The sequence below is a fragment of the Adlercreutzia sp. CNCM I-6215 genome (genome assembly GCF_977072315.1).
On sequence record NZ_CDRVMA010000016.1, the window covers coordinates 1 to 18,772 of the forward strand.

The window sequence follows — 18,772 nt, forward strand, 5'->3', positions numbered from 1 at the left end:
CGCCGCGACGGCCTCCACGGCGAGCTCCCTGGTCTCCAACGGGTACATGCGGACTCCAATCCGGACACCGGAGTGTCCAACTTTTTGTCCGCACCCCCCATCGAAAAAGGTATTTGCGCAATTCGAGGAGGCGACTGTTCGATGCGGAGGGAATGGCAAAAGAGTCGCCCGGCTACCGGAGCCTGGGAAGGGGCGGCCAACGCTCCTGCATCAACGGCAGCGCCCTCCGCTTTATCCCCGCTGACAAACTAGAAGCCGAAGGCTACGGCTACCTGCGCAACATCATGTCCTAGCCCCCGCAATGCATAGTCGAAGCTTAATGAGCTTGGGCGCCGCGAAATGGCTCTGTGCCGTGCTTGTGCGATCATCTCGGCGGGATACTCGAATGAGCGGAGGTAGAGCCCCTCGGGTGCGATATCGATCTCCCCATCGAGCCATTGCAGTACCCCATGATCGATGGAGAACGATGAGAAGGTCTTCTGGTTTCCCAGAGGCGCGAACGCCTCGAACTTGGTGAGCTCGGTGGCATCGAGAAGGCGCGTCTCTCCCGTATTGAAGGTAACGAGCATGCAGAGGTTGCCAACATCGCGCGCGTCGGTGACCCTCAAGGTTGCAGTGGGCTGGCTGGCGCATACGTAACCATCGGAAACAAACATGGACCGCTCCTATCCGAAGAGATTGAAAGCATTGTAACCCATGTGCGGCAGCAACGCGTCGCCGAGGTTTTTTGGGATCGTTGACAGCATTCAGCGCTGCAGCGTCTCTCCCAGCAGCTTTCCTCGCTGAACTGGGGAATTACCAAAATCCGAATTATTTTCTACCAAAATCCGAATTTTTGACAACCAAAATCCGCATTTGGGCGTAGGGGGGTGATTGCCAAAGTGCAAGAAACCATGCGCTTAGTCTGTCATAGCTTGATCTTGCGGGCTAACCGACTGTCGTTATTTGTTCGGGTGCCCCCCTGCCTTCCATACCTCGGCGTAGTCGGCCAGCATGGCCGAGAGGCGCTGGCCGATGGCGATGTAGTCGTCGGCGTTCAGGTTCGCCAGCGATACGCGCACCGACCATTCCGGGGCGTCGAAGCCGTGGCCGGCCATGAGCACGACGCCGGTATCCTGGGCGAGCCGCACCACGATGTCCAGCGAGTCGTAGTTTTCCTTCAGCCACGCGAAGAAGTCGGCACCGTACAGGCGCGTAGCCCAGATTCCCAGGTCGATCACGGAGTAGTAACCGGCGCGCTCGGGGTCGGGCTCCAGCGTCCAGCCGAGGCTCTTCCACAGAAGGCCTAGACGGTGCTGCACGAGCTGCTGCATCTTCGTGCGGTATGCGTCGTGATCGTCCAGCAGGCAGTACAGGGCGAACAGCGACATCATCACCTGCTGGGGCGTGCCGAGTCCCGCCGTGCCGTTTAGGGCCACGAGCCGCGAGTCGGCCACCATGCGGTCGGTGAACTTCACCTTCTCTATATGGTCGGTGAGGCACGCGTAGCGGTTCGCGAGCGCCTTCTTCTTGTCCTCGGGCAGCTTCGCGATGAGGTCGTCGAAGACGTTGTCGGCAGCCGTGGCGATGACGGCGAGACGCCAGCCGGTGGCTCCGAAGTACTTCGAGAACGAGTACACGCAGGCGGTGTTGTAGGGCAGATCGTCCAGAAGCGACCGATAGTGGGGGACGAAGGTGCCGTAGACGTCGTCGCTGATGATGATGAGGTCGGGCCGCTCGTTCTTCACGAGGCTGACGAGCCTGGCCCGCGAGGCATCGTCCAAGGCCACCGACGGCGGGTTGGACGGGTTCACGAGACACAACAGCTTAATGGACGGGTCGCGTAGTTTCTCCAGCTCGCTGTCGGGGTACTGCCAAGTGTGCAGCCCGTCCGCATCGATGGTGTTCGCCTGGATGTAGGTGACGTCCAGGTCGTAGTCGTTCAGGATGGGGATGTTCAGATACGGCGTGAAAATGGGGGTCATGAGCGCGATGCGGTCGCCCGGGTTCACGAGGAAGTTGCACTTCAGGCTGTAGAACAGGTAGCACATGGCCGCCGTGCCGCCCTCGGTGGCGAACAGGTCGTAGGGGGTCGCGGGCGCGTGGCCGTCGTCCAGGGCCTTCACCAGGTAACGGTTGACGATCTCTTGGGTGTAGCGCAGGATGCGGTCGGGCATGGGGTACTCGTCTCCGACGATGCCGCCGGTCCACTCGTGCACGAGCTCGTCGCCGGCCAGGCCCTCGGCATCCAGGTAGTCCCAGGCGCGCTTGAGGAACTGCGCCGGCCTCTCGCGGTCGTGCTCGTCGAGGAAGGCGAGGAAGCGCGCGGCGGCCCCGTCGGCGGCGGGCATGCCGGCCAGGTCGTAGTCCGGCTCGTCCATGGTGCGCCGCGCTTCTTCCATGGCGAAACTTCCCAGCAGGAAGAAGGCCTCGCGGGGCAGCGTGGTTATCCAGTTCGGGTTGCCGCGCCCGGCGTTCAGCAGGGTGCGCGTGGTGCCCTCATCGCCCTTCTTGGCCATCTTCACCAGGAGGTTTTTCACCTCGAAGGGCGACATGGCCCCGAGGGATTCCTCGAAGGCGCGATCGTCGTTGGCCTTGATGCCGGCCTCGATGGCGGCGGGGGAGTCACCAGCAGCGTCGGCGGCGTTAGCGGTGGCAACCGGATTGGCCGGGCCGTTGGCAGGAGAAGCGGTGCTTCCGGTGCCGGCACCGTGGGAAGTCGAAGGGGTGGAAGTGCTCATGGGGCGTCCTTTCTCGCGTTGGCCCCATTGTGCCGCGCGCGAACGCCGATGTTCCTCGCGTGCCGTCACCTGTAAGGAAAGTGAGAACCTCGAAGGTTCGTTTTGGCGCCGCTGTTTACCTTGCGCGAAGCCGCTCGTTCAGCCGCACGCAGTCGGTTACTTCCACAGAAGCGAGGCACTCTCGTCGCGCTCGAGGCATAAATCGCGCAGCTGCTCCAATTCCTCCTTGTAGTCGGCGGGATCATCCGACTCGTCGCGGTAATCGAGCTCTTCCAGCACTTCCACCTGGAAGTTCTCCTCACCGTAGCGCCGCCAAAGCTCCAGCAGATGCCGGTTGGGATGGTAATCCGAGTTCAACTTGAACGTGACGCCGTTGGTGTCGCCGGGGATGTTGCGCGATGCCAGAAGGAAGCTCTCTCCCGTAGGCACGCAGCGAAACGACAGCACGCCCATAGGCGGCCGACTGGTGCGATACGCTTCTTTCAGTTCGCGTTTGCGCTGGTTGTTCATCGATGCCTCCTGTCCGTTGAAATTTAGTGATCGAGAGTGCACGCGAATAGGCGAGAACGCAGAGTATCATAAGCGGCAGCAAACAAAAATAACTTCACAAGGAGGATGCAGCGGTGGGACTGATGGATTTTCTGAAACCGGCCGATATCAACGCCGGCGTGGAGGAGTTCCGCGCGACGCCCGGCGCGCGGCTGATCGACGTGCGCACGCCGGGGGAATACGCGGGCGGCCATATTCCCGGTGCGGCGAACGTGCCGCTGCAGCAGATCAGCGCCATCGCGAGCGAGGTGCCCGACAAGAGCACGCCGCTGTTCGTGTACTGCATGAGCGGGGCGCGCAGCCAGCAGGCGGTCGGCGCCCTCAAGCAGATGGGCTACACCGCCGCGCGCAACATCGGCGGCATCGGCAGCTGGCGCGGAGACGTAGAACGCTAGGGCCATCGCTCGGCTTACGGCCCCCACAGGAGAGGAGCGCGACGGTTACAGTGAAGCTTCGAAGTTGGCCGAAACCTCGCCAGGCGAGTGCGTCTCAGCGAAAATAGGCGGTGCGAGAAAGGATGCCCCATGCGCCCCTATGAGGAATTAATCGTCGACATTCCGAACTATCCGAAGCCCGGGGTCGTGTTCAAAGACCTCACGCCGGCCTTCGCTGACGCCGACGCCTTCGCCGCCATGGTGGACGACTTGGCGGCCCATTTCGCCGATCGCGGCATTACCAAGGTGGTGGGCGCCGAGGCCCGCGGGTTCATCGTGGGCGCGGCCGTGGCGCTGCGCCTGGGGGCCGGGTTCGTGCCCTGCCGCAAGCCGGGCAAGCTGCCGCGCACGGTGCTACGCGAGTCCTATGCGCTGGAATACGGCACCGATGTGCTGGAGATTCACGCCGACGCGCTCACCTCCGACGACGTGGTGCTCATCGTGGACGATCTGGTGGCCACGGGCGGCACCACGACGGCCATGGTGCGTCTCGTCCGCGCAAGCGGCGCGCGCCTCGTCGGCTTCGGGTTTGTCGTGGAGCTCGCCTTCCTCGACCCTCGCGCCGTTATCGCCGCCGAGACCGACGCCGAGGTATTCTCGCTCGTTGCCGTTGATTAGACAGCTAGGGCGCGGCCCCCGGAGGCAGCTACGGCGCAGCGTCTGGCAGATGATAGGAAGAGCGAGAGAGCCGCTCTTCCTATCCCAAAAACAACAGGTTCATCAGCACGTTGAGGGCGAACAGTCCTACGATGATGAGCGCGAACAGGCCGATGCGGCGGGTGTCGCCCACCGCGAGACCGGTTTTCGGGTCGATCGGGTGCGCCGAGGGGTTCTCCATGGTAAGGCCGCCATAGACCTTCTTGAAGATGACGTAGGCGACAACGCCCGAGACGAGGAACGCCACGGTGGCGAAGAAGTTCGCGACGGGGTTCAAGCACAGGGTGAACGTGGCGATGCCGAAAGCCAGCGCCGAGTACAAGCGCACGCCCACCTTGCCGCCGCCGATGACGAACATGTCGGCGGGGCGATCCTGCACAGGGTACATTTTCCGCAGCTTCAAGACGATGAAACCGAGGAACATGTAGCGCGCCAAGATGAAGATGATGTTCATCTCGATGATGGTGGTGAAGTCGAACTGCGAGAAGATAAGCGATGAGACGGCAATGGTGAGCACGCCGATGTAGGGGCTGCGACCTGCGCGATCGACTTTGCGGATGAAGCGAGGGAACAGGTTGTCCTCAGAGAGCACCCAGAAGCTGCGCGATCCGCTCGCCAGATACGTGTTATAGATCGTGCACTGGCTCATAATGGCGATAACAAGGAACAGCACGACGCCGGAGTGCCCAAGCACCGTCGAGAAGATCGTGCCGTAGCCCAGCACGTCGGAAGAGAAGCCGCCGTCGATGCCCCATTGGGTCCAAGAGCCGGCCGGGTAGGCCGCAAGGCAGGCGAGGGTGGGCAGCACGTAAGACAAGGCGATGAGCGGCAGCGCGATGCGGAAGCCCTTTGCCACATTGCGGGACGAGTCCTCGTATTCGCCGGACATGGCGGCAATGCACTCGTAGCCGCAGTACATCCAGATACCGATGGAAAGCGAGTCCACCAAACAGCTCATAGGGGCCTCGGGGTTGGCAAGGATGGGGTCGAAGGGGTTGGTCTGCCAGTTGACGAGGCCGAACACGACGGCCATGCCGAACACGAGGATGATGAGCACCGAGAAAAACGAGCTGATGCGCTCGACTTCCACAAGTCCCACCAGGTTGATGACGGTGAAGCTCGCCACGACGAGCAGCTTCACGCCGAAGGTGCCGGCATCGTCCAGCGAGAGCAGCTGCGAGGTGTAGCCACCGACCATGGCGATGTAGGCGCCCGATGAGATGTAGGTGTCCATGGAGGTCCACCAGCCGGCCTGAAAGCCCCAGAATTCCCCGAAGGTCTCCTTGGCCCAGGCGTAGATGCCGCCCTCGCGCGGAAGAATGGCGTTGGCCTCGGCAACGAGGCGACTGATGGGGCGCGCCCAAACGAAGGGCAGCACGATCAGAATGATAAGAGTGAGGCCCGGGCCGGCGGAGGGAATGATCTCCTCGATGCCGAAGGCACCGGCCGATACCAGGCAGAAGAGCATAAACGCAATGCCAAGAGCGCTGATTTTGCTCTTGCGGAGGTTGCCGACGGTTCCATCAGGAGAAGCCGGCGGGAAGAAGTCTTCGCTGCCCGGAGGGAGCGCATCTTTGGCAGACAAGCTCAAACCACCCCAATCGTTGTATGAGAAATGCGACAAGGACGAAGTGTAGCCCATCGGGGGTGGTTTAGCGAGGGATGTTTCGTGCATGCGCACAAACGGCCGCCCCGCGGTGACGACGGCTCTTCGCGCGAAGCAATCGGCGTCTTGGCGCCCCTGGGGCGGCGTTGCAGTGCCGGCTTCAATTGCCCGAGTAGGGGCTCATCGAAGCCGGCGTGCGGGCAGCTAGAGCAAGGTGCGCAAAAGCGCGATGCGTTCGCGCAGGCGCGCTCCCTCGTCGGTGTCGGCCACCGTGCGGGGCATGTCGTAGGCGGCAAGCACGCGGCGCTCGGCATGGATGTCGGCGGTACCTTCCACGGCGGCGTCGCGGGAGATGAGCGGCTCGTTGGCATCGAGGAACAGCCCCTCAGCGTTCGAAACGAGCGTAAAGCCCGCCAGTCCCGTCGTCTTCTGGTAGGCCGCCGAGAAGCCGCCATCGATGCAGAGCACCCGTCCGCCCGCCTTCACGGGGTCCTCGCCGTCCTTCACCTTCACCGGCACGTGCCCGCAGATGATGCGCGAGGTGGCCGGATCCATGCCGAAGTCGCGGAAGATGCCGTCGACGACCGCTTCGTCATCGAGCAGCGAGTAGAACGGGTTCTTCACCTCTTTGCGGGCCGCTTTGTCGGCGATGAGGTACAGCTCGAAGGTGGCCATCTTGCTCTTGGCGAACAGGGGCGAGCCAGGGCCGAGCCACAGGTACCACAGCATGTCGAGCCCGCGCTTGCGCTCGGCCTCGTCGGTGGCCGAGAACGCCGCGCGCACCGAGGCGTCCACCATGTCGTAGAGGGCGCGACCCCGGTAGGTCTCGCCGAACAGGGTCACTTCCAGAAGCGATCCGTCGTCGGCCAGGGGCACGCAGGCGTGCAGCATGAGGTTGCCGTTCTCGATCTTGTACAGGCTGCCCCGATCTAGGAAAAAGCGCATGTGGCGCTGCAGGCGCTCGCTGCCGGTGAACGCGGCGCACAGCTGCTCGATGACAGCGGCCTCGTCCTCGGTGAGGCGGTAGGGGTCGTCCCAGTCGACGGTGGGGAAGGTCGTGTCCAGCAGCTCGTACTCGACGCCGTCCACGACGACCGTTCCGCGCTTACGGTCGATCAGGTGCAGAAGGTTGCGATCGTCCAGGCCGAACGAGGGGTTCTCCGCGATAAGTGCCGCCTCCACCTTGAACTGGATAACGGCCATGGCCTTCTGGACCTTCTCGGTGAGGCGCGTCTCGGCCTCGGAAAGCCCCGGATTGCCCTTGAGGGCGAAGGCGGCGCAGGGGTCGTTCGCGTAGGCGTCGGCGGCGAAGGTGGCCAAGGGGCGCAGGTTGATGCCGTAAGCGTCCTCCAGAATGGACAGGTTGCCGTAGCGGGCGCAGATGCGCACAACGTTGGCCACGCTGCCGGGGCTGCCGGCAGCGGCGCCCATCCACAGGATGTCGTGGTTGCCCCACTGCACATCGACGTTGGGGTAGGAAAGGAGCTCGTCCATGATGAGCTGGGGCGCCGGCCCGCGGTCGTACACGTCGCCGATGAGGTGGAGCTGGTCGACGACGAGGTGCTGGATGAGAGCGCCCAGCACCTCCAGGAGGGCCGCGCCCTCGCCGGAGGCGACGAGGCTTTCGATGATCGCCTCGCGATAGGGCTGTCGGGCCGGCGTGCTGCGCCCGGCGACGAGCTCCTCGGCGATGGCGAGGTCGTCAGGCAGAAGCGCGCGCACCTCGTCGATGGTGCGGTCGCCGGCGGCCCGACGAGCGATTTTGGCCAGGCGCGCGGCGGCTTCGGCAAGCCATGCGTCGGCGTCTTCGACGTGCCCCAAAGCGTAAGCGCAATGTTCGGCAGGATAGCAGGCGAGTGCGAGCAGCGCGGCTTTCTCGTCGTCGTTCAGCGTGCTGCCGAAAACCTCTTCGATGAGCGCGCGCATCGCGCCTGAGCCACCGCGCAGCACATGGGAGAAGGCGTTGTACTCGCCGTGGATGTCCGAGGCGAACAGCTCGGTTGAGCGCGGCAGCGTAAGGCGCCCCTCCAGCTCCGCGATTTCCGCCGCCACGTCGGCTCGTGTCGGGTACAGCTCGGAAAGTGCCTCCGTGTACGTCCGCCCGCTTGCTTCCATAAACGCCTCCTTGCGTCCGTGCCCCGCGTCAGTTGCATCGCCCTATTGTATCTGCTTGGGCGTGCCTGTGCAGCGCGGGCGCGCAAAATTGGCGCTTCGGAATGCGAGAGGGCGGGCGAGCCGCATTGCTGCCTAGTACTTCTCCCAGAGCTTCAGCTCCAGGTAGGAGGCGGTCACGCAGGCGGCGAAGCCGACGATGATGAGGGCGAAGGCGACGTTGGCCGCCTTGGGGGAGAGCCGCGAGAAGCCCTCGCAGACGAGCGGGAAGATGACCCATACATATATCATGGCCACCAGTCCGATGAAGAAGTCGTTCACGAGCCACGCCTGGCCGAACACGTTGCCTGGCAGTTGAGAGTTGTCCCAGAAGGGGTATTCGCCGGTCGTGGGATCGGGCTGGTTGATGAGCCAGCCCATGACCAGCTCCAGCACCATGGCCGCGAGAATAGCAATGACGAACGATTCCAGAAACGCGCCCCACAGCGTTTTGCGGTGCAGGATCAGCCGCTCCTTCAAAGGCTCGATGAGCAGCGTCATGAATACCGCGCCGAAGCCGTACACCCAGTAGGGGTGGTACCACGGGTCGGTCCACACGGCGTAGTCGTCGGCCACGATGCCGAAGAGGTGGTCCATGAGCCAGCAGTAGGGCATTTCGAGCCAATGCCCCAAGATGCAGCACAGGCAGAAGCACACGGCCAGCGCGCGCCAGAAATCCCAGGTGCGCGGCGCGAAGTAGCCTATCTCATCCTTTTCGGTCAATTTATGTATCCTGAGAAACGCCATGGCTGCTTCTTCTCTTCGGCTCCTTCGACCCCTTCGGACGGTCGATAGCTCAAGGGTACTCCCTGAAACGCCCGCGCGACGCCGCGATCGCCTTCCATCGTTCAGCTTTTGACTCAACGTTGCTTGCCTGTTGCCGAACGGGCTTTCTGGAATTTGCTACACTGGGAACATCCGTGGAAGGGAGGATGTATGCGCGTTGTGTATCGGGAAGACCAGCAGCAGCGGGAGCACGAGGTGCTCTCCGAGGAGGCCGCCTTCGCCGACGGCACCGAGGGGCGCCGCTCCTCCAGCGAGCCTGACGCGCTGCGCACCGACTACCAGCGCGATCGCGACAAGATCTTGCACTCGAAATCGTTTCGGCGGCTTTCCCACAAGACCCAAGTGTTCCTCGCTTCCGAGGGCGACCACTTCCGCACGCGGCTCACGCACACGTTGGAAGTGGCGCAGATTGCCCGCACCATCACGCGGGCGCTCGGGCTGAACGAGGATCTGACCGAGGCCATCTCGCTCGGCCACGATCTGGGCCACACCCCCTTCGGCCATACCGGCGAGGCGGCGCTGGCCGCGTGCCTTGCGCGCCATAAGGGGCTCGCGCCCGGCACGTCCGAGGCCGCGGCGCTCTACCGCCACAACGAGCAGTCGGTGCGCGTGGTGGAGCGCATCGAGAACGGCGGCGCGGGTCTGAACCTCACTTTTGAAGTGCGCGACGGCATCTTGAACCATACGGGCGACCTGCAGGCCGAAACCTGCGAGGGCCGCATCGTGGGCACCGCCGATCGCATTGCGTACGTGAACCACGACATCGACGACGCCATCCGTGCAGGGATTCTGCGCGAGGCCGATCTGCCGGATACGACCCATCGGGTGCTCGGCGCCAACCACTCGGCCCGCATCGAGACGCTGGTCACCGACATGGTGCGCACCTCGGCGGAGACGGGGGACATCGCCATGAGCCCCGAGGTGTGGGACGCCATGATGGAGCTGCGGGCGTTTCTGTTCGAAAACGTGTACACGGCGCCTTCGGTCATGGCCGAGGTGGAGAAGGCGAAGCACTTGCTGGCGGATCTGTTCGACTACTACGCCGCGCATATCGACGAGGTGCCCGAGGACTACCGCGCCATCTCCGAAGGCGACGATCTGCGCGCCGTCACCGACTACATCGCCGGCATGACCGATCGCTACGCCACCGCCACCTACCAGCGCCTGTTCATCCCCCACGCCCTTTCGTATTAGAGAAGGCGGCGGCCCTTCTTCAGCTGGTACAGCTCGTAGGGGCGTGTGACGGCGCCGAGGCGGCAGGCGCGGAAGCACATCCCGCAATGGCGGCAAAGTGTCTGGTCGATGACGGGCACGGGGCTCGCCGTCGTAAGGGCCCCGTGGGGGCACACTTTCTGGCAGGCTCCGCAGCGACAGCACAGGTGGTTGTCTATGACGTAGTAGGTCTGGCGCACCGTCTCTCCTTCGCTCCTCGTTGCGGCTGTCGTCGGCCGGCCCCGAATCGTGTTGGCGTCATGTCGCGGATCCTCTTTCGGCGTCGATGCCAGTGTAGCAGGTCGCGGGGCTCTATCTCTACAGGGCAACAACGCATGAAGGCTGATGCCACTGTATCGATGGCGGTACGCTATGCTTGTTCCGCGACGGCGTCAAGAAGCCGTCGAGAAAGTTGGAAAGGATGCAACGATGGAAAATCCCCTGGTCGCAGGCGTGCTCGTGGCGCTCCTCGTGCCGTTTCTGGGGAACACCCTGGGGGCGGCGCTCGTTCTGTTCGCGCGCCATGGCATGTCCGAGCGCTTCACCAAGGCGCTTTTGGGCTTCGCGGCCGGCGTCATGATCGCCGCCAGCGTGTGGAGCCTCATCACGCCGGCGCTGGAGGCGGCCGAGGGAGGGCCCGTGCCGGCGTGGGCGCCGGCTGCCGTGGGCTTTCTCGGCGGCATGCTGCTGCTTTTGGTCATCGACCACTTCACGCCCCATCTGCATGTGGGCTCCGACGAGCCGGAGGGCCCCGCTTCCACGCTGAAGAAGCCCACCATGATGCTGGCGGCGCTGGCTATCCACAACCTGCCCGAGGGCATGGCCGTGGGAGTGGTGCTCGCGGGCTTTCTGGCGGGGGATCCCACCATCACCTTGGCGTCGGTGACGGCGCTTTCTGTCGGCATTGCCATTCAGAACGTGCCGGAAGGCGCCATCGTGTCGCTGCCCTTAGCCACCAATGGCCTCTCGCGGCCGCGCGCGTTTCTGGCAGGCACGCTGTGCGGCGCCGTGGAGCCGGCAGGCGCGGCGATCATGGTGGCCATCACGGGGCTCGTGACCCCGCTTCTGCCGGTGGTTCTGGCCTTCGCCGCCGGCGCCATGATGTACGTGGTCACCGAGGAGCTCATCCCCCAGACCCAGCAGGGCCGCCACACCAACATCGGCACCATCGGCGTCGCCTTCGGCTTCGTCCTCATGATGGTGCTGGACGTGGCGCTGGGGTAGGGGAGGTCGCGGACGCTTCTAACAGGCGTCGGCGCCGCAGGGGGTGGCGCGTTCGATGAGGCGCGCATCGCCCGTGACGATGTCATAGAAGCGCAGGCCCCCGGCCAAATGGCTCACGTCGGCAAACCCGTGGCCCGCCAACATGCGGGCGGCCACGTAGCTGCGCAGGCCGCTTTGGCAGACGAGGCGCACGGGCAGCGCGGGATCCAGCTCGTCTAAGCGCTCGCGCAGTTCGTCTAGGGGGATGTTGCGGAAACCGGGCAGGGAGCCGCGCTCGAACTCGGCGGGCGTGCGGATGTCGATGAGCTGCACCGACCCGTCGCGCGGCAGCTTCGCCACCTCGTCCCAGCGGTACTGGGACACAAGCCCCAAGGCGAGGTTCTCCACCATGAAGCCGGCCATGTTCACCGGGTCTTTCGCGGAGGAGTAGGGCGGTGCGTAGGCGAGGTCGAGGTCCTTGAGCTGGATCGCGGAAAGCCCCGCGAAAATGGCCGTGGCCAGGACGTCGATGCGCTTGTCGACGCCCTCGTAGCCGATGGCCTGGGCGCCGAGCAGGCGGTACGTCTCGCGCTCGAACACCACTTTCAATGTCATGACCTTGCCGCCGGGGTAGTAGCCGGCGTGGCTCATGGGGGAGAGCACCACGGCGTCGTGCGTGATGCCGGCGCGCTCGCAGGCGGCCTCGGAGAGCCCGGTGGCGGCGGCCGTCAGGTCGAACACCTTGATGACGGACGTGCCCTGGGCGCCGGCGAAGCGGCTGTCGAGCCCGCAGATGACGTCGGCTGCTACGCGCCCCTGCTTGTTTGCCGGCCCGGCGAGCGAGATGAGCGCGTCGTCGCCGGTGACGAGGTGGCTCACCTGCACGGCGTCGCCCACGGCGTAGATGTCCTCGATGCCGGTCTCCATGCGGTCGTTCACGACGATGCTGCCCTTGATGCCCGTTTGAAGCCCCGCCGCATCCGCAAGGGCCGTATCGGGCGTGACGCCGATGGCGAGCACCACCATGTCGGCGCGCAGCGGCTCTTCGCCGGCCAGGAGCACGTCGACGCCGCCATCGCGCTCCTCGAAGCCCTCCACGGAGCGCCCCAGCGCCAGACGCACCCCGTGGGCGCGCATCTCCTGGTGGATGAGGGCGGCCATGTCGGCGTCGAAGGGGCTCATGAGGTGGCGCGGCCGCTGCACGATGGTCACGTCCAGCCCCAGCTCGCGCAGGTTCTCGGCCACTTCCAGGCCGATGAACCCGCCGCCGCACACCACGGCCGAGCGCGGGCTTTCCGCATTGATGAAGTCCTTCATCGCGAAGGTGTCCTCGACGGTGCGCAGGGTGAAAAGCCGGTCGAGCCCCGTGCCGGGAAGCTTCGGCTGGGTGGGTCGCGCGCCGGGCGAGAGGATGAGCTTGTCGTAGGGCTCCTCGAACACCTCGCCGGTATCCAGGTTGCGCACGGTCACCACATGGCGCTTTGCGTCGACGGCCTCCACCTCGTGGCGGGTGCGCATATCCACGTTGAAGCGGGCGCGGAAGCTCTCGGGGGTCTGCAGGGTGAGGGCGCTCTTATCGGCGATGGTGCCCCCGATGTAGTAGGGCAGCCCGCAGTTGGCGTAAGAGATGTAGCCGGACCGCTCGAAGACGACGATCTCGGCGCTCTCGTCCAGCCGCCGCAATCGGGCCGCCGCAGTGGCCCCGCCGGCCACGCCTCCTACGATGACTACTTTCATGGAAGCTCCCTTCTCGCGATTTCTCCTGCCCGTAGCATAGCAGAGCCTCGTCCCCGCCGAAACCAGCTCGTAGTCCTTGCTGCCAAAGTCCATGCCACTAGCGGGCCTCACGTTGAAGGCGCGGGACGGCGAAGGCCTCGAAGGCGGCGAGCGCCGGGGAGGGGCGCCCGGGCGGCGCGGCGATGCCGATCTCCACGATGCGCGCCGGCGCCAGGGGCACCACGGCCACCTCGGCCTCGGCGGTGCGGGCGTAGATGTCGTTCATGAGGGCGATGCCGAGCCCCGCCTCCACCAGCGCGAAGGCGGCGGAGGTGTCGTGGACGGCGTAGGCGGCCCGCGGGCGGATGCCGGCGGTGGCCAGGGTGCGCCCTGTCGCCGTTTGTGGCCGCGGTGCTGGGGGCGGTGTTTCTGGGCGAAGCGGTCACGCCGTGCCGTCTGGCCGGCATGGCCCTGATCGCGGTCGCGATGCTCGTCGCCAGCCTGCCGCGCGGCCTCACCCCGCGCGCCATCGGGCAGCGCCTGCGCCGGCCGCGCCCCTCCCGGGCCGTGCGGTAACCGGGGCGTCTTCCGGAGGCGCTCCAGCGCACCTCCGCCAGCGCGGGCGGTGCCCCAGTTCACAGCTGGGCGACGGTTGGGCGCGGGCCGGGTGACAACGGGGCGCTCCCGAGGTGGAACGGCGCGGCGGGCCTTAGGCTCGTCGATGGCGCCGTTCGCCCTGCCGCCCCCGTTGGGGGCGGGGGCGCGGTCCGTTCGCGACAAAGGAGTCCATCATGGCAGAAACCAGCCCCTCCTTCACCGTCACCATGAACGACGGGAAGAGCACACAACCGGAACAGCCCGTCCCCGAGCCGGCTAGCAAGCAGCTCACCTGGACTGACGGCAAGCAGACCATCAAATACACCGCCACTGCCGAGATGCTGCCGTTGCATACCGACGACGGCACGCTCATCGGGCACATGTTCGCTCTCTCCTACGTAAGCGATGCGGCCGACAAGTCCGATCGCCCCGTCACCTTCTGCTGGAACGGCGGCCCGGGCGGCTCGTCGGCCATGGTCAACATCGGCGGCTTGGGCCCGCGTCGCGTGCCCATCAATACCATCAAGCAGCTGCCCTGCCCCACGAAGCCCGAGGACAATCCCTACTCGCTTCTGCCCACGACCGACCTGGTGTACCTGGACGCCACGGGCACTGGCTACTCGAAGGTGGCCGAGGGCTACGACCCGAAGAAGGTCTGGGGCGTCGACGGCGACGCTGACGCCTTCATGCGCGGCATCGCCCAATGGCTCACCACTCACGAGCGTTGGAACACGCCTCTGTACCTGTACGGCGAGTCCTACGGCACCATGCGCAACTCGGTACTCATGCGCGTGCTCGGTGAGCGCGGCATCGCGCTGACCGGCGTCATCGAGCAGTCCACCATTCTCGATTACGCGCCGACGCTTTCGGGCAACGACCTGTACTACATGGGCATGCTGCCGGTCTACGCCGCCACGGCCAACTACTTCGGCAAGGCCGGCGCCGGCGTCGACCAGTTCGAGTGGTTCGACCGCGCCTGGAGGTTCGTCGATGAGAAGTACGGTCGCGCCCTCATCGCGAGCGACTCCATCACCCCAGAAGAGGAGCACGAGCTGGCCGTCGAGATGAGCGAGCTCATCGGGCTTCCGGCCGAGTTCATCGAGGGCAAGCACCTGCGCATCGAGCTGGACATCTTCCGCAAGACCATCATGGCCGACGAGGGCCTGTTCACCGGCCGCTACGATACGCGCTTCACCGAGCCGGCCTACATGGATGTGCAAGGCGACAACGAGTTCTTCGCCGGAGAGGATCCCTCCGGCGACGCCATCATGACGCCGGACCAGTCCGCCTGGATGAAGCTCGTCCAGGAGACGGGCTTCAAGGGCTCGCCGATCAACCTGCTGCTTTCCATGAAGGTGAACGAGGAGTGGAACTGGACGCACCAGGCCCCCGGCACCATGGGCAGCCCCGTGTGCCCGAACACCGCCTACGATATGGGCACGGCCCTGCGTCGCAACCCGTTCTGCCGCGTGCTGTTCTTCGGCGGCATCCACGATGCGGCCACGCCGTTCTGGAACGTGAAGCACTCCATCTCGAAGATGTTCTTGCCCGAGTCCATCACGAGCCGCATCGAGTACAAGGTGCATGAGAACGGGCACATGGCCTACGAGGACCTGCCCACCTTGGAGAAGATGGCACCGGAGCTGGCCGCCTTCTACGAGAAGAGGCACGAGGCGTAAAACGCGCTGTATTGCTTGTGCGGATGCTTGGAACTGCAGATGCATGAAAACGGCCGCCGCCCTTTGAAGGACGGCGGCCGTTCTGTATGGCTCTGCGAAGTGCTTACGGGCGCGACAGGCCGTCGACGGGAAGCACGGCGCCCGACACGTAGCTGGACATATCGCTGGCCAGGTACAGACAGGCACAGGCGATGTCCTCTGGCTCGCCCATGCGGCCGAGCGGGATGGACTCGATGAGCGGCTTGATGACCGAGTCGGGCAGCGCGTCCACCATGTCGGTGTGGGTGACGCCCGGGGCCACGGCGTTCACGCGGATCTTGTGCTTGGCCAGTTCGCGGGCGAGCGACAGCGTGAGCCCGTTCACGGCGAACTTGCTCGTGGGATAGGCGAAGCCCGAGGGCTGGCCGTACTTGCCCACCATGGAGCTCGTATTCACGATGGAGCCGCCCTCGCCCTGCTCGATCATGATACGCGCCGCCGCCTGGGTGCACACGAACACGGCGGTCACGTTGATGGACATGACCTTGTTGAACTCCTCCAAGGTGTAGTCCACGAGCGGCGTGCGGGAGCTGACGCCTGCGTTGTTGCATAGCACGTCCAAACGGCCGAAGCGGTCGACCACTGAGGCGAAAGCCGCCGCTACGGAATCGGGGTCGGTCAGCGAGGGCGCGATGCCCATGACGTTGTCGGTGAAGCCCTCCTCAGCGAGCTTGGCCAAGGCCGCATCCACGGTCTCCTGGCGCGAGCCGGCCAGCGCCACCTTCGCGCCGTTCTTCAGAAACTCGCGAACGATAGTGAACCCGATGCCGCGCGTGCCGCCGGTGACGATGGCCACCTTTCCTTCTACGATGCCCATGGGCGTCCTTTCTCTAGGGTAAACTCGCATAATCATATCGCGGAGGAACTGCCCCGTTGGTTTCGGGACGGTTACAAAGCGAGAGGCTCAGAGCGAAGGCTAGGGCAGAGAGGGGCAAGGGCAGGGGCGGGGCGCAAGTCGGCAGCTGCTAATTCCGCGCCCAGCGCTCGTTCTCGTCGCACCACATGAACAGCTCGTAGACGCGAAGGCTGGGGGCGATCAGGTAGGTCTCGGGCGTGAAGCCGAATGCGGGGCTGTCGCCGTTGACGACGGCGGTGCCCAAAAGCATCTCCGGCGTGGCCTGGGTGCGGCGGTGCTCGGCGGCGATGCGGGCCGCCTCGTCGGGGTGCTCTTCCAGCCAGCACTCGGCCTGGGCTTCCACATGGCGCATCTCGGCCAGCAGCGCCTCGCGGCGCAGGGCGCGCAGTTCGTCGATGCGGTCGTAGTAATCGATGCGCACCCGTGGCGTGCGCACGCCCTCGGTCACGTAGAGGCGCACGAGCTCCATGGGCATGCGTTGGGCGAGATCGTGCAGGCCGGCGCTGAACTCCTTGGACTTGCGCCATGTGGAACGAGCAAATGCCACTTCAGTGGTAATCATAAGGGCCCCTTTTGTCGTTTCAGCAGTGTTTGAAGCCACGCGCTCACTATAGCACGCGCGTACTCGCGGCGCGAGGGCGATTCTGTGTCGGTTTGCTGGCGATTTCAGGGAAAGGGAGGGTGGTCTGGATGGCGTCCGGCTTTTCAAGCCAAAACCTGCAGAAAGTCCACCGCCGCGCGACGGGGAGGGTCGTACGCGCGGCGGGGGCGATGGTTGGCGGTTGGTGAAGCGGGCTCACGGGAAGGCGAAATGGACGAATGAGCCTTCCCGTGCTCGCAGGCTGCTATTGAGCGGCGCCGGAGAGCAGCTTCGCCACGTGACGGCCCTCAACGGAGCTGCGGCCGCAGGCCACGCCTACGACATACTCGGGATAGTTACCCGAGAAGAAGCTGCCGGATACGTCACCAGCGGCATACAGGCCCTCGATGACGTTCAGCTCCGGATCGAGCACCTGGCAGTTCTCGTTAATGCGCAGACCGTCGATCGTGGTGAGCAGCGAGCCGCCGAACCAGCAACCGTAGAAGGGGGGCTGGCGGATGGCGGAGAGGCGGTAGGCCTCCTTGCCGAAGTCCTCGTCCACCTGGTTGTCGTAGAAGCCGTTGTAACGCTCCACCTCGGCGAGGAAGTTATCCTTGTCCTGGCCGGTGAAGCCGAGCATGTCGGCCAACTCTTCAATGGTGTCGGCTTTCATGAGGATGCCGGCCTCTTGGGAAGCGGCAGTGTACTCGTCGTAGGTCATGCCCATCTCGATGTAGGGCACCACGCGCGAGCAGCCGACGGTTTCGAAGCGCAGCATATCGTCCATCATGTTGCTGTCGTAGACCTGGCACCACACCCCGCCGGGCTGGTAGGTGGCGGCGAAGCAGATGAAATCGTAGGGGGTAGACTCGTTGGCGAAGCGTTGACCGCGGCGATTCACCTTCATGAAGGGCTGGCTGCCGATGTTCTCTTGGAAGATGCTGCCACGGAACATGGCGCCTTCGCCTTCGCCCTCGTAGCCGGCATCCACGCCAGGAGCCACGGCCCCACGGTCGAAGACCATGGGGGCGGCGTCCTTGTCTTTAGAGGCTCCGGCCCACAGCCCCGCCTTGATGCCGTCGCCTGTGCAAGTGGGATTGAAGCTGGAGGCGGTGCAGCAGGCTACAGCGGAGGGCTGCAGGGCGGTCATCATCACGGGGTTGGCCGCGTAGCCGCCCGTGGCGAGCAGGGTGTTTTTAGCATTGATCTGCTTCATACCGTCTTTGGTTTCGAAGATAGCGCCTGTCACCTTGCCATCGGCGTGAACAAGCTTCACCATCTTATGCTCGAACAGAATGTCGTGACCTTGGCCGGACAAGCGCTCGGCGATGACGTCGTTGCGCGTGGGCGGGACGTAAGAGGGCTCCCACAGGTGCTGCACATAGGGCACATAGTAGTCGGTACCGCCCGTGGCGTGCTCGGGCGGCATGTCCAGCATGACCTCTTTGCCGGCGTCTTTCATTACCTCGGTCACCCAATCAATGTATTCGGCCGAATCGTCGATCCAGCGCTTGATGAGCTTCTGGTTGCACTTGCCGGAGGCGTAGCGCGTCAGCTCGTTCAAGAGCTTCGGCCGGTCGATGGTCACGTTGTTGGCCTTGGCGTAAGCGGTGTCTACGCCGCCGAGGTACTCGCGGGTCTCGGGAACCTGGTTGCTCTTATCGCAGGCAATGAAGTTGAGGCCCAAATCGGCCGCCGCGCCAGCAGCGGCAAGGCCGGCCGTGCCGGCGCCAATGATGAGGAAGTCGGTGTCGAGGGTTTCGACGATGTCGCTCTCGGCGACTTCGGGCTCTGCGCCAAGCCAGTCTTCTGCGGCCGCCGTGGCTTCGGGCGTCGCGGCTGCGCCACCAGTTGCTCCGAGGTCTTTCTCGGCCGAAGTCTGGGGCGCGCATCCTGCCAAGCCCATGGCCCCCACGGCGGCCACGGCGCCAAGGCCGAGGAAGTCGCGGCGGTTCATCTTCATCGATTCTTTGCTCATAGTCCCTCC

Annotated in this window: 18 protein-coding genes; 6 read left to right on the forward strand and 12 right to left on the reverse strand. The window is 64.7% G+C overall.

What is annotated here, in order from left to right:
• Positions 1-248 precede the first annotated feature (248 nt).
• The 3 genes from ACW4LP_RS11130 to ACW4LP_RS11140 form a co-directional block, all read right to left on the reverse strand.
• A complete protein-coding gene (locus ACW4LP_RS11130; protein WP_114548924.1) occupies positions 249-656 on the reverse strand; it encodes a DUF2442 domain-containing protein in 408 nt (135 codons plus the stop codon).
• A gap of 285 nt (positions 657-941) precedes the next feature.
• Complete coding sequence (locus ACW4LP_RS11135) at positions 942-2,720, reverse strand: bifunctional aspartate transaminase/aspartate 4-decarboxylase (protein WP_455803817.1); 1,779 nt, start codon at positions 2,718-2,720, stop codon at positions 942-944.
• 156 nt (positions 2,721-2,876) lie between these two features.
• Positions 2,877-3,230 carry a GIY-YIG nuclease family protein gene (locus ACW4LP_RS11140; protein WP_114548922.1) on the reverse strand — a complete coding sequence of 118 codons (354 nt, stop codon included), beginning with the start codon at positions 3,228-3,230 and terminating at the stop codon, positions 2,877-2,879.
• Between the two features lie 122 nt (positions 3,231-3,352).
• Between ACW4LP_RS11140 and ACW4LP_RS11145 the strand changes: the two genes are divergently transcribed.
• Positions 3,353-3,664 (forward strand): rhodanese-like domain-containing protein, encoded by a 312-nt coding sequence (locus tag ACW4LP_RS11145; RefSeq protein ID WP_206604146.1) that lies wholly within the window; start codon positions 3,353-3,355, stop codon positions 3,662-3,664.
• Positions 3,665-3,793: 129 nt separating this feature from the next.
• The gene (locus ACW4LP_RS11150) at positions 3,794-4,321 is read left to right on the forward strand and encodes an adenine phosphoribosyltransferase (protein ID WP_114548920.1); all 528 of its coding nucleotides are present in this window, start codon (positions 3,794-3,796) and stop codon (positions 4,319-4,321) included.
• 79 nt (positions 4,322-4,400) lie between these two features.
• Here the strand turns inward: ACW4LP_RS11150 and ACW4LP_RS11155 are convergent, their stop codons facing one another.
• The 3 genes from ACW4LP_RS11155 to ACW4LP_RS11165 form a co-directional block, all read right to left on the reverse strand.
• The gene (locus ACW4LP_RS11155) at positions 4,401-5,945 is read right to left on the reverse strand and encodes an APC family permease (RefSeq protein WP_161128329.1); all 1,545 of its coding nucleotides are present in this window, start codon (positions 5,943-5,945) and stop codon (positions 4,401-4,403) included.
• 225 nt (positions 5,946-6,170) lie between these two features.
• A complete protein-coding gene (locus ACW4LP_RS11160; protein ID WP_114548918.1) occupies positions 6,171-8,081 on the reverse strand; it encodes a fructose-1,6-bisphosphatase in 1,911 nt (636 codons plus the stop codon).
• Positions 8,082-8,213: 132 nt separating this feature from the next.
• On the reverse strand, positions 8,214-8,840 hold the full coding sequence (locus ACW4LP_RS11165; RefSeq protein WP_455803818.1) for a putative ABC transporter permease: 627 nt from the start codon (positions 8,838-8,840) through the stop codon (positions 8,214-8,216).
• Between the two features lie 213 nt (positions 8,841-9,053).
• Between ACW4LP_RS11165 and ACW4LP_RS11170 the strand changes: the two genes are divergently transcribed.
• Entirely contained in the window at positions 9,054-10,097 is a 1,044-nt protein-coding gene (locus ACW4LP_RS11170) for a deoxyguanosinetriphosphate triphosphohydrolase (RefSeq protein WP_114548916.1), read from the forward strand.
• Here ACW4LP_RS11170 and ACW4LP_RS11175 read toward each other — a convergent pair.
• Complete coding sequence (locus ACW4LP_RS11175; protein WP_181815543.1) at positions 10,094-10,315, reverse strand: 4Fe-4S binding protein; 222 nt, start codon at positions 10,313-10,315, stop codon at positions 10,094-10,096. The two genes, ACW4LP_RS11170 and ACW4LP_RS11175, sit on opposite strands and share 4 nt — an antisense overlap.
• 229 nt (positions 10,316-10,544) lie before the next feature.
• On the opposite strand from ACW4LP_RS11175, the gene ACW4LP_RS11180 reads away from it, so the two are divergent.
• Positions 10,545-11,339, forward strand: coding sequence for a ZIP family metal transporter (locus ACW4LP_RS11180; RefSeq protein ID WP_181815542.1), 795 nt, complete (start codon positions 10,545-10,547; stop codon positions 11,337-11,339).
• 18 nt (positions 11,340-11,357) lie between these two features.
• Here ACW4LP_RS11180 and ACW4LP_RS11185 read toward each other — a convergent pair whose 3' ends face one another.
• Both ACW4LP_RS11185 and ACW4LP_RS11190 read right to left on the reverse strand, forming a co-directional pair.
• On the reverse strand, positions 11,358-13,055 hold the full coding sequence (locus ACW4LP_RS11185) for an FAD-dependent oxidoreductase (RefSeq protein WP_455803819.1): 1,698 nt from the start codon (positions 13,053-13,055) through the stop codon (positions 11,358-11,360).
• Positions 13,056-13,152: 97 nt separating this feature from the next.
• The gene (locus ACW4LP_RS11190) at positions 13,153-13,416 is read right to left on the reverse strand and encodes a LysR substrate-binding domain-containing protein (protein WP_455803822.1); all 264 of its coding nucleotides are present in this window, start codon (positions 13,414-13,416) and stop codon (positions 13,153-13,155) included.
• Between the two features lie 20 nt (positions 13,417-13,436).
• Here ACW4LP_RS11190 and ACW4LP_RS11195 point away from each other — a divergent pair, with 20 nt between their 5' ends.
• Positions 13,437-13,610, forward strand: a complete 174-nt coding sequence (locus ACW4LP_RS11195; protein WP_181815541.1) for a hypothetical protein — start codon at positions 13,437-13,439, stop codon at positions 13,608-13,610.
• A gap of 215 nt (positions 13,611-13,825) precedes the next feature.
• Positions 13,826-15,310: a S10 family peptidase gene (locus ACW4LP_RS11200; RefSeq protein ID WP_455803820.1), complete on the forward strand. Its 1,485-nt coding sequence runs from the start codon at positions 13,826-13,828 to the stop codon at positions 15,308-15,310.
• 103 nt (positions 15,311-15,413) lie between these two features.
• Here ACW4LP_RS11200 and ACW4LP_RS11205 read toward each other — a convergent pair whose 3' ends face one another.
• The 3 genes from ACW4LP_RS11205 to ACW4LP_RS11215 all read right to left on the reverse strand — a co-directional run bounded on the left by ACW4LP_RS11205 (position 15,414) and on the right by ACW4LP_RS11215 (position 18,763).
• Positions 15,414-16,166, reverse strand: coding sequence for an SDR family NAD(P)-dependent oxidoreductase (locus ACW4LP_RS11205; RefSeq protein WP_202427919.1), 753 nt, complete (start codon positions 16,164-16,166; stop codon positions 15,414-15,416).
• Between the two features lie 148 nt (positions 16,167-16,314).
• A complete protein-coding gene (locus ACW4LP_RS11210) occupies positions 16,315-16,767 on the reverse strand; it encodes a hypothetical protein (protein ID WP_114548912.1) in 453 nt (150 codons plus the stop codon).
• 283 nt (positions 16,768-17,050) lie between these two features.
• The gene (locus tag ACW4LP_RS11215; RefSeq protein WP_452040648.1) at positions 17,051-18,763 is read right to left on the reverse strand and encodes an FAD-binding protein; all 1,713 of its coding nucleotides are present in this window, start codon (positions 18,761-18,763) and stop codon (positions 17,051-17,053) included.
• Positions 18,764-18,772: the final 9 nt, after the last annotated feature.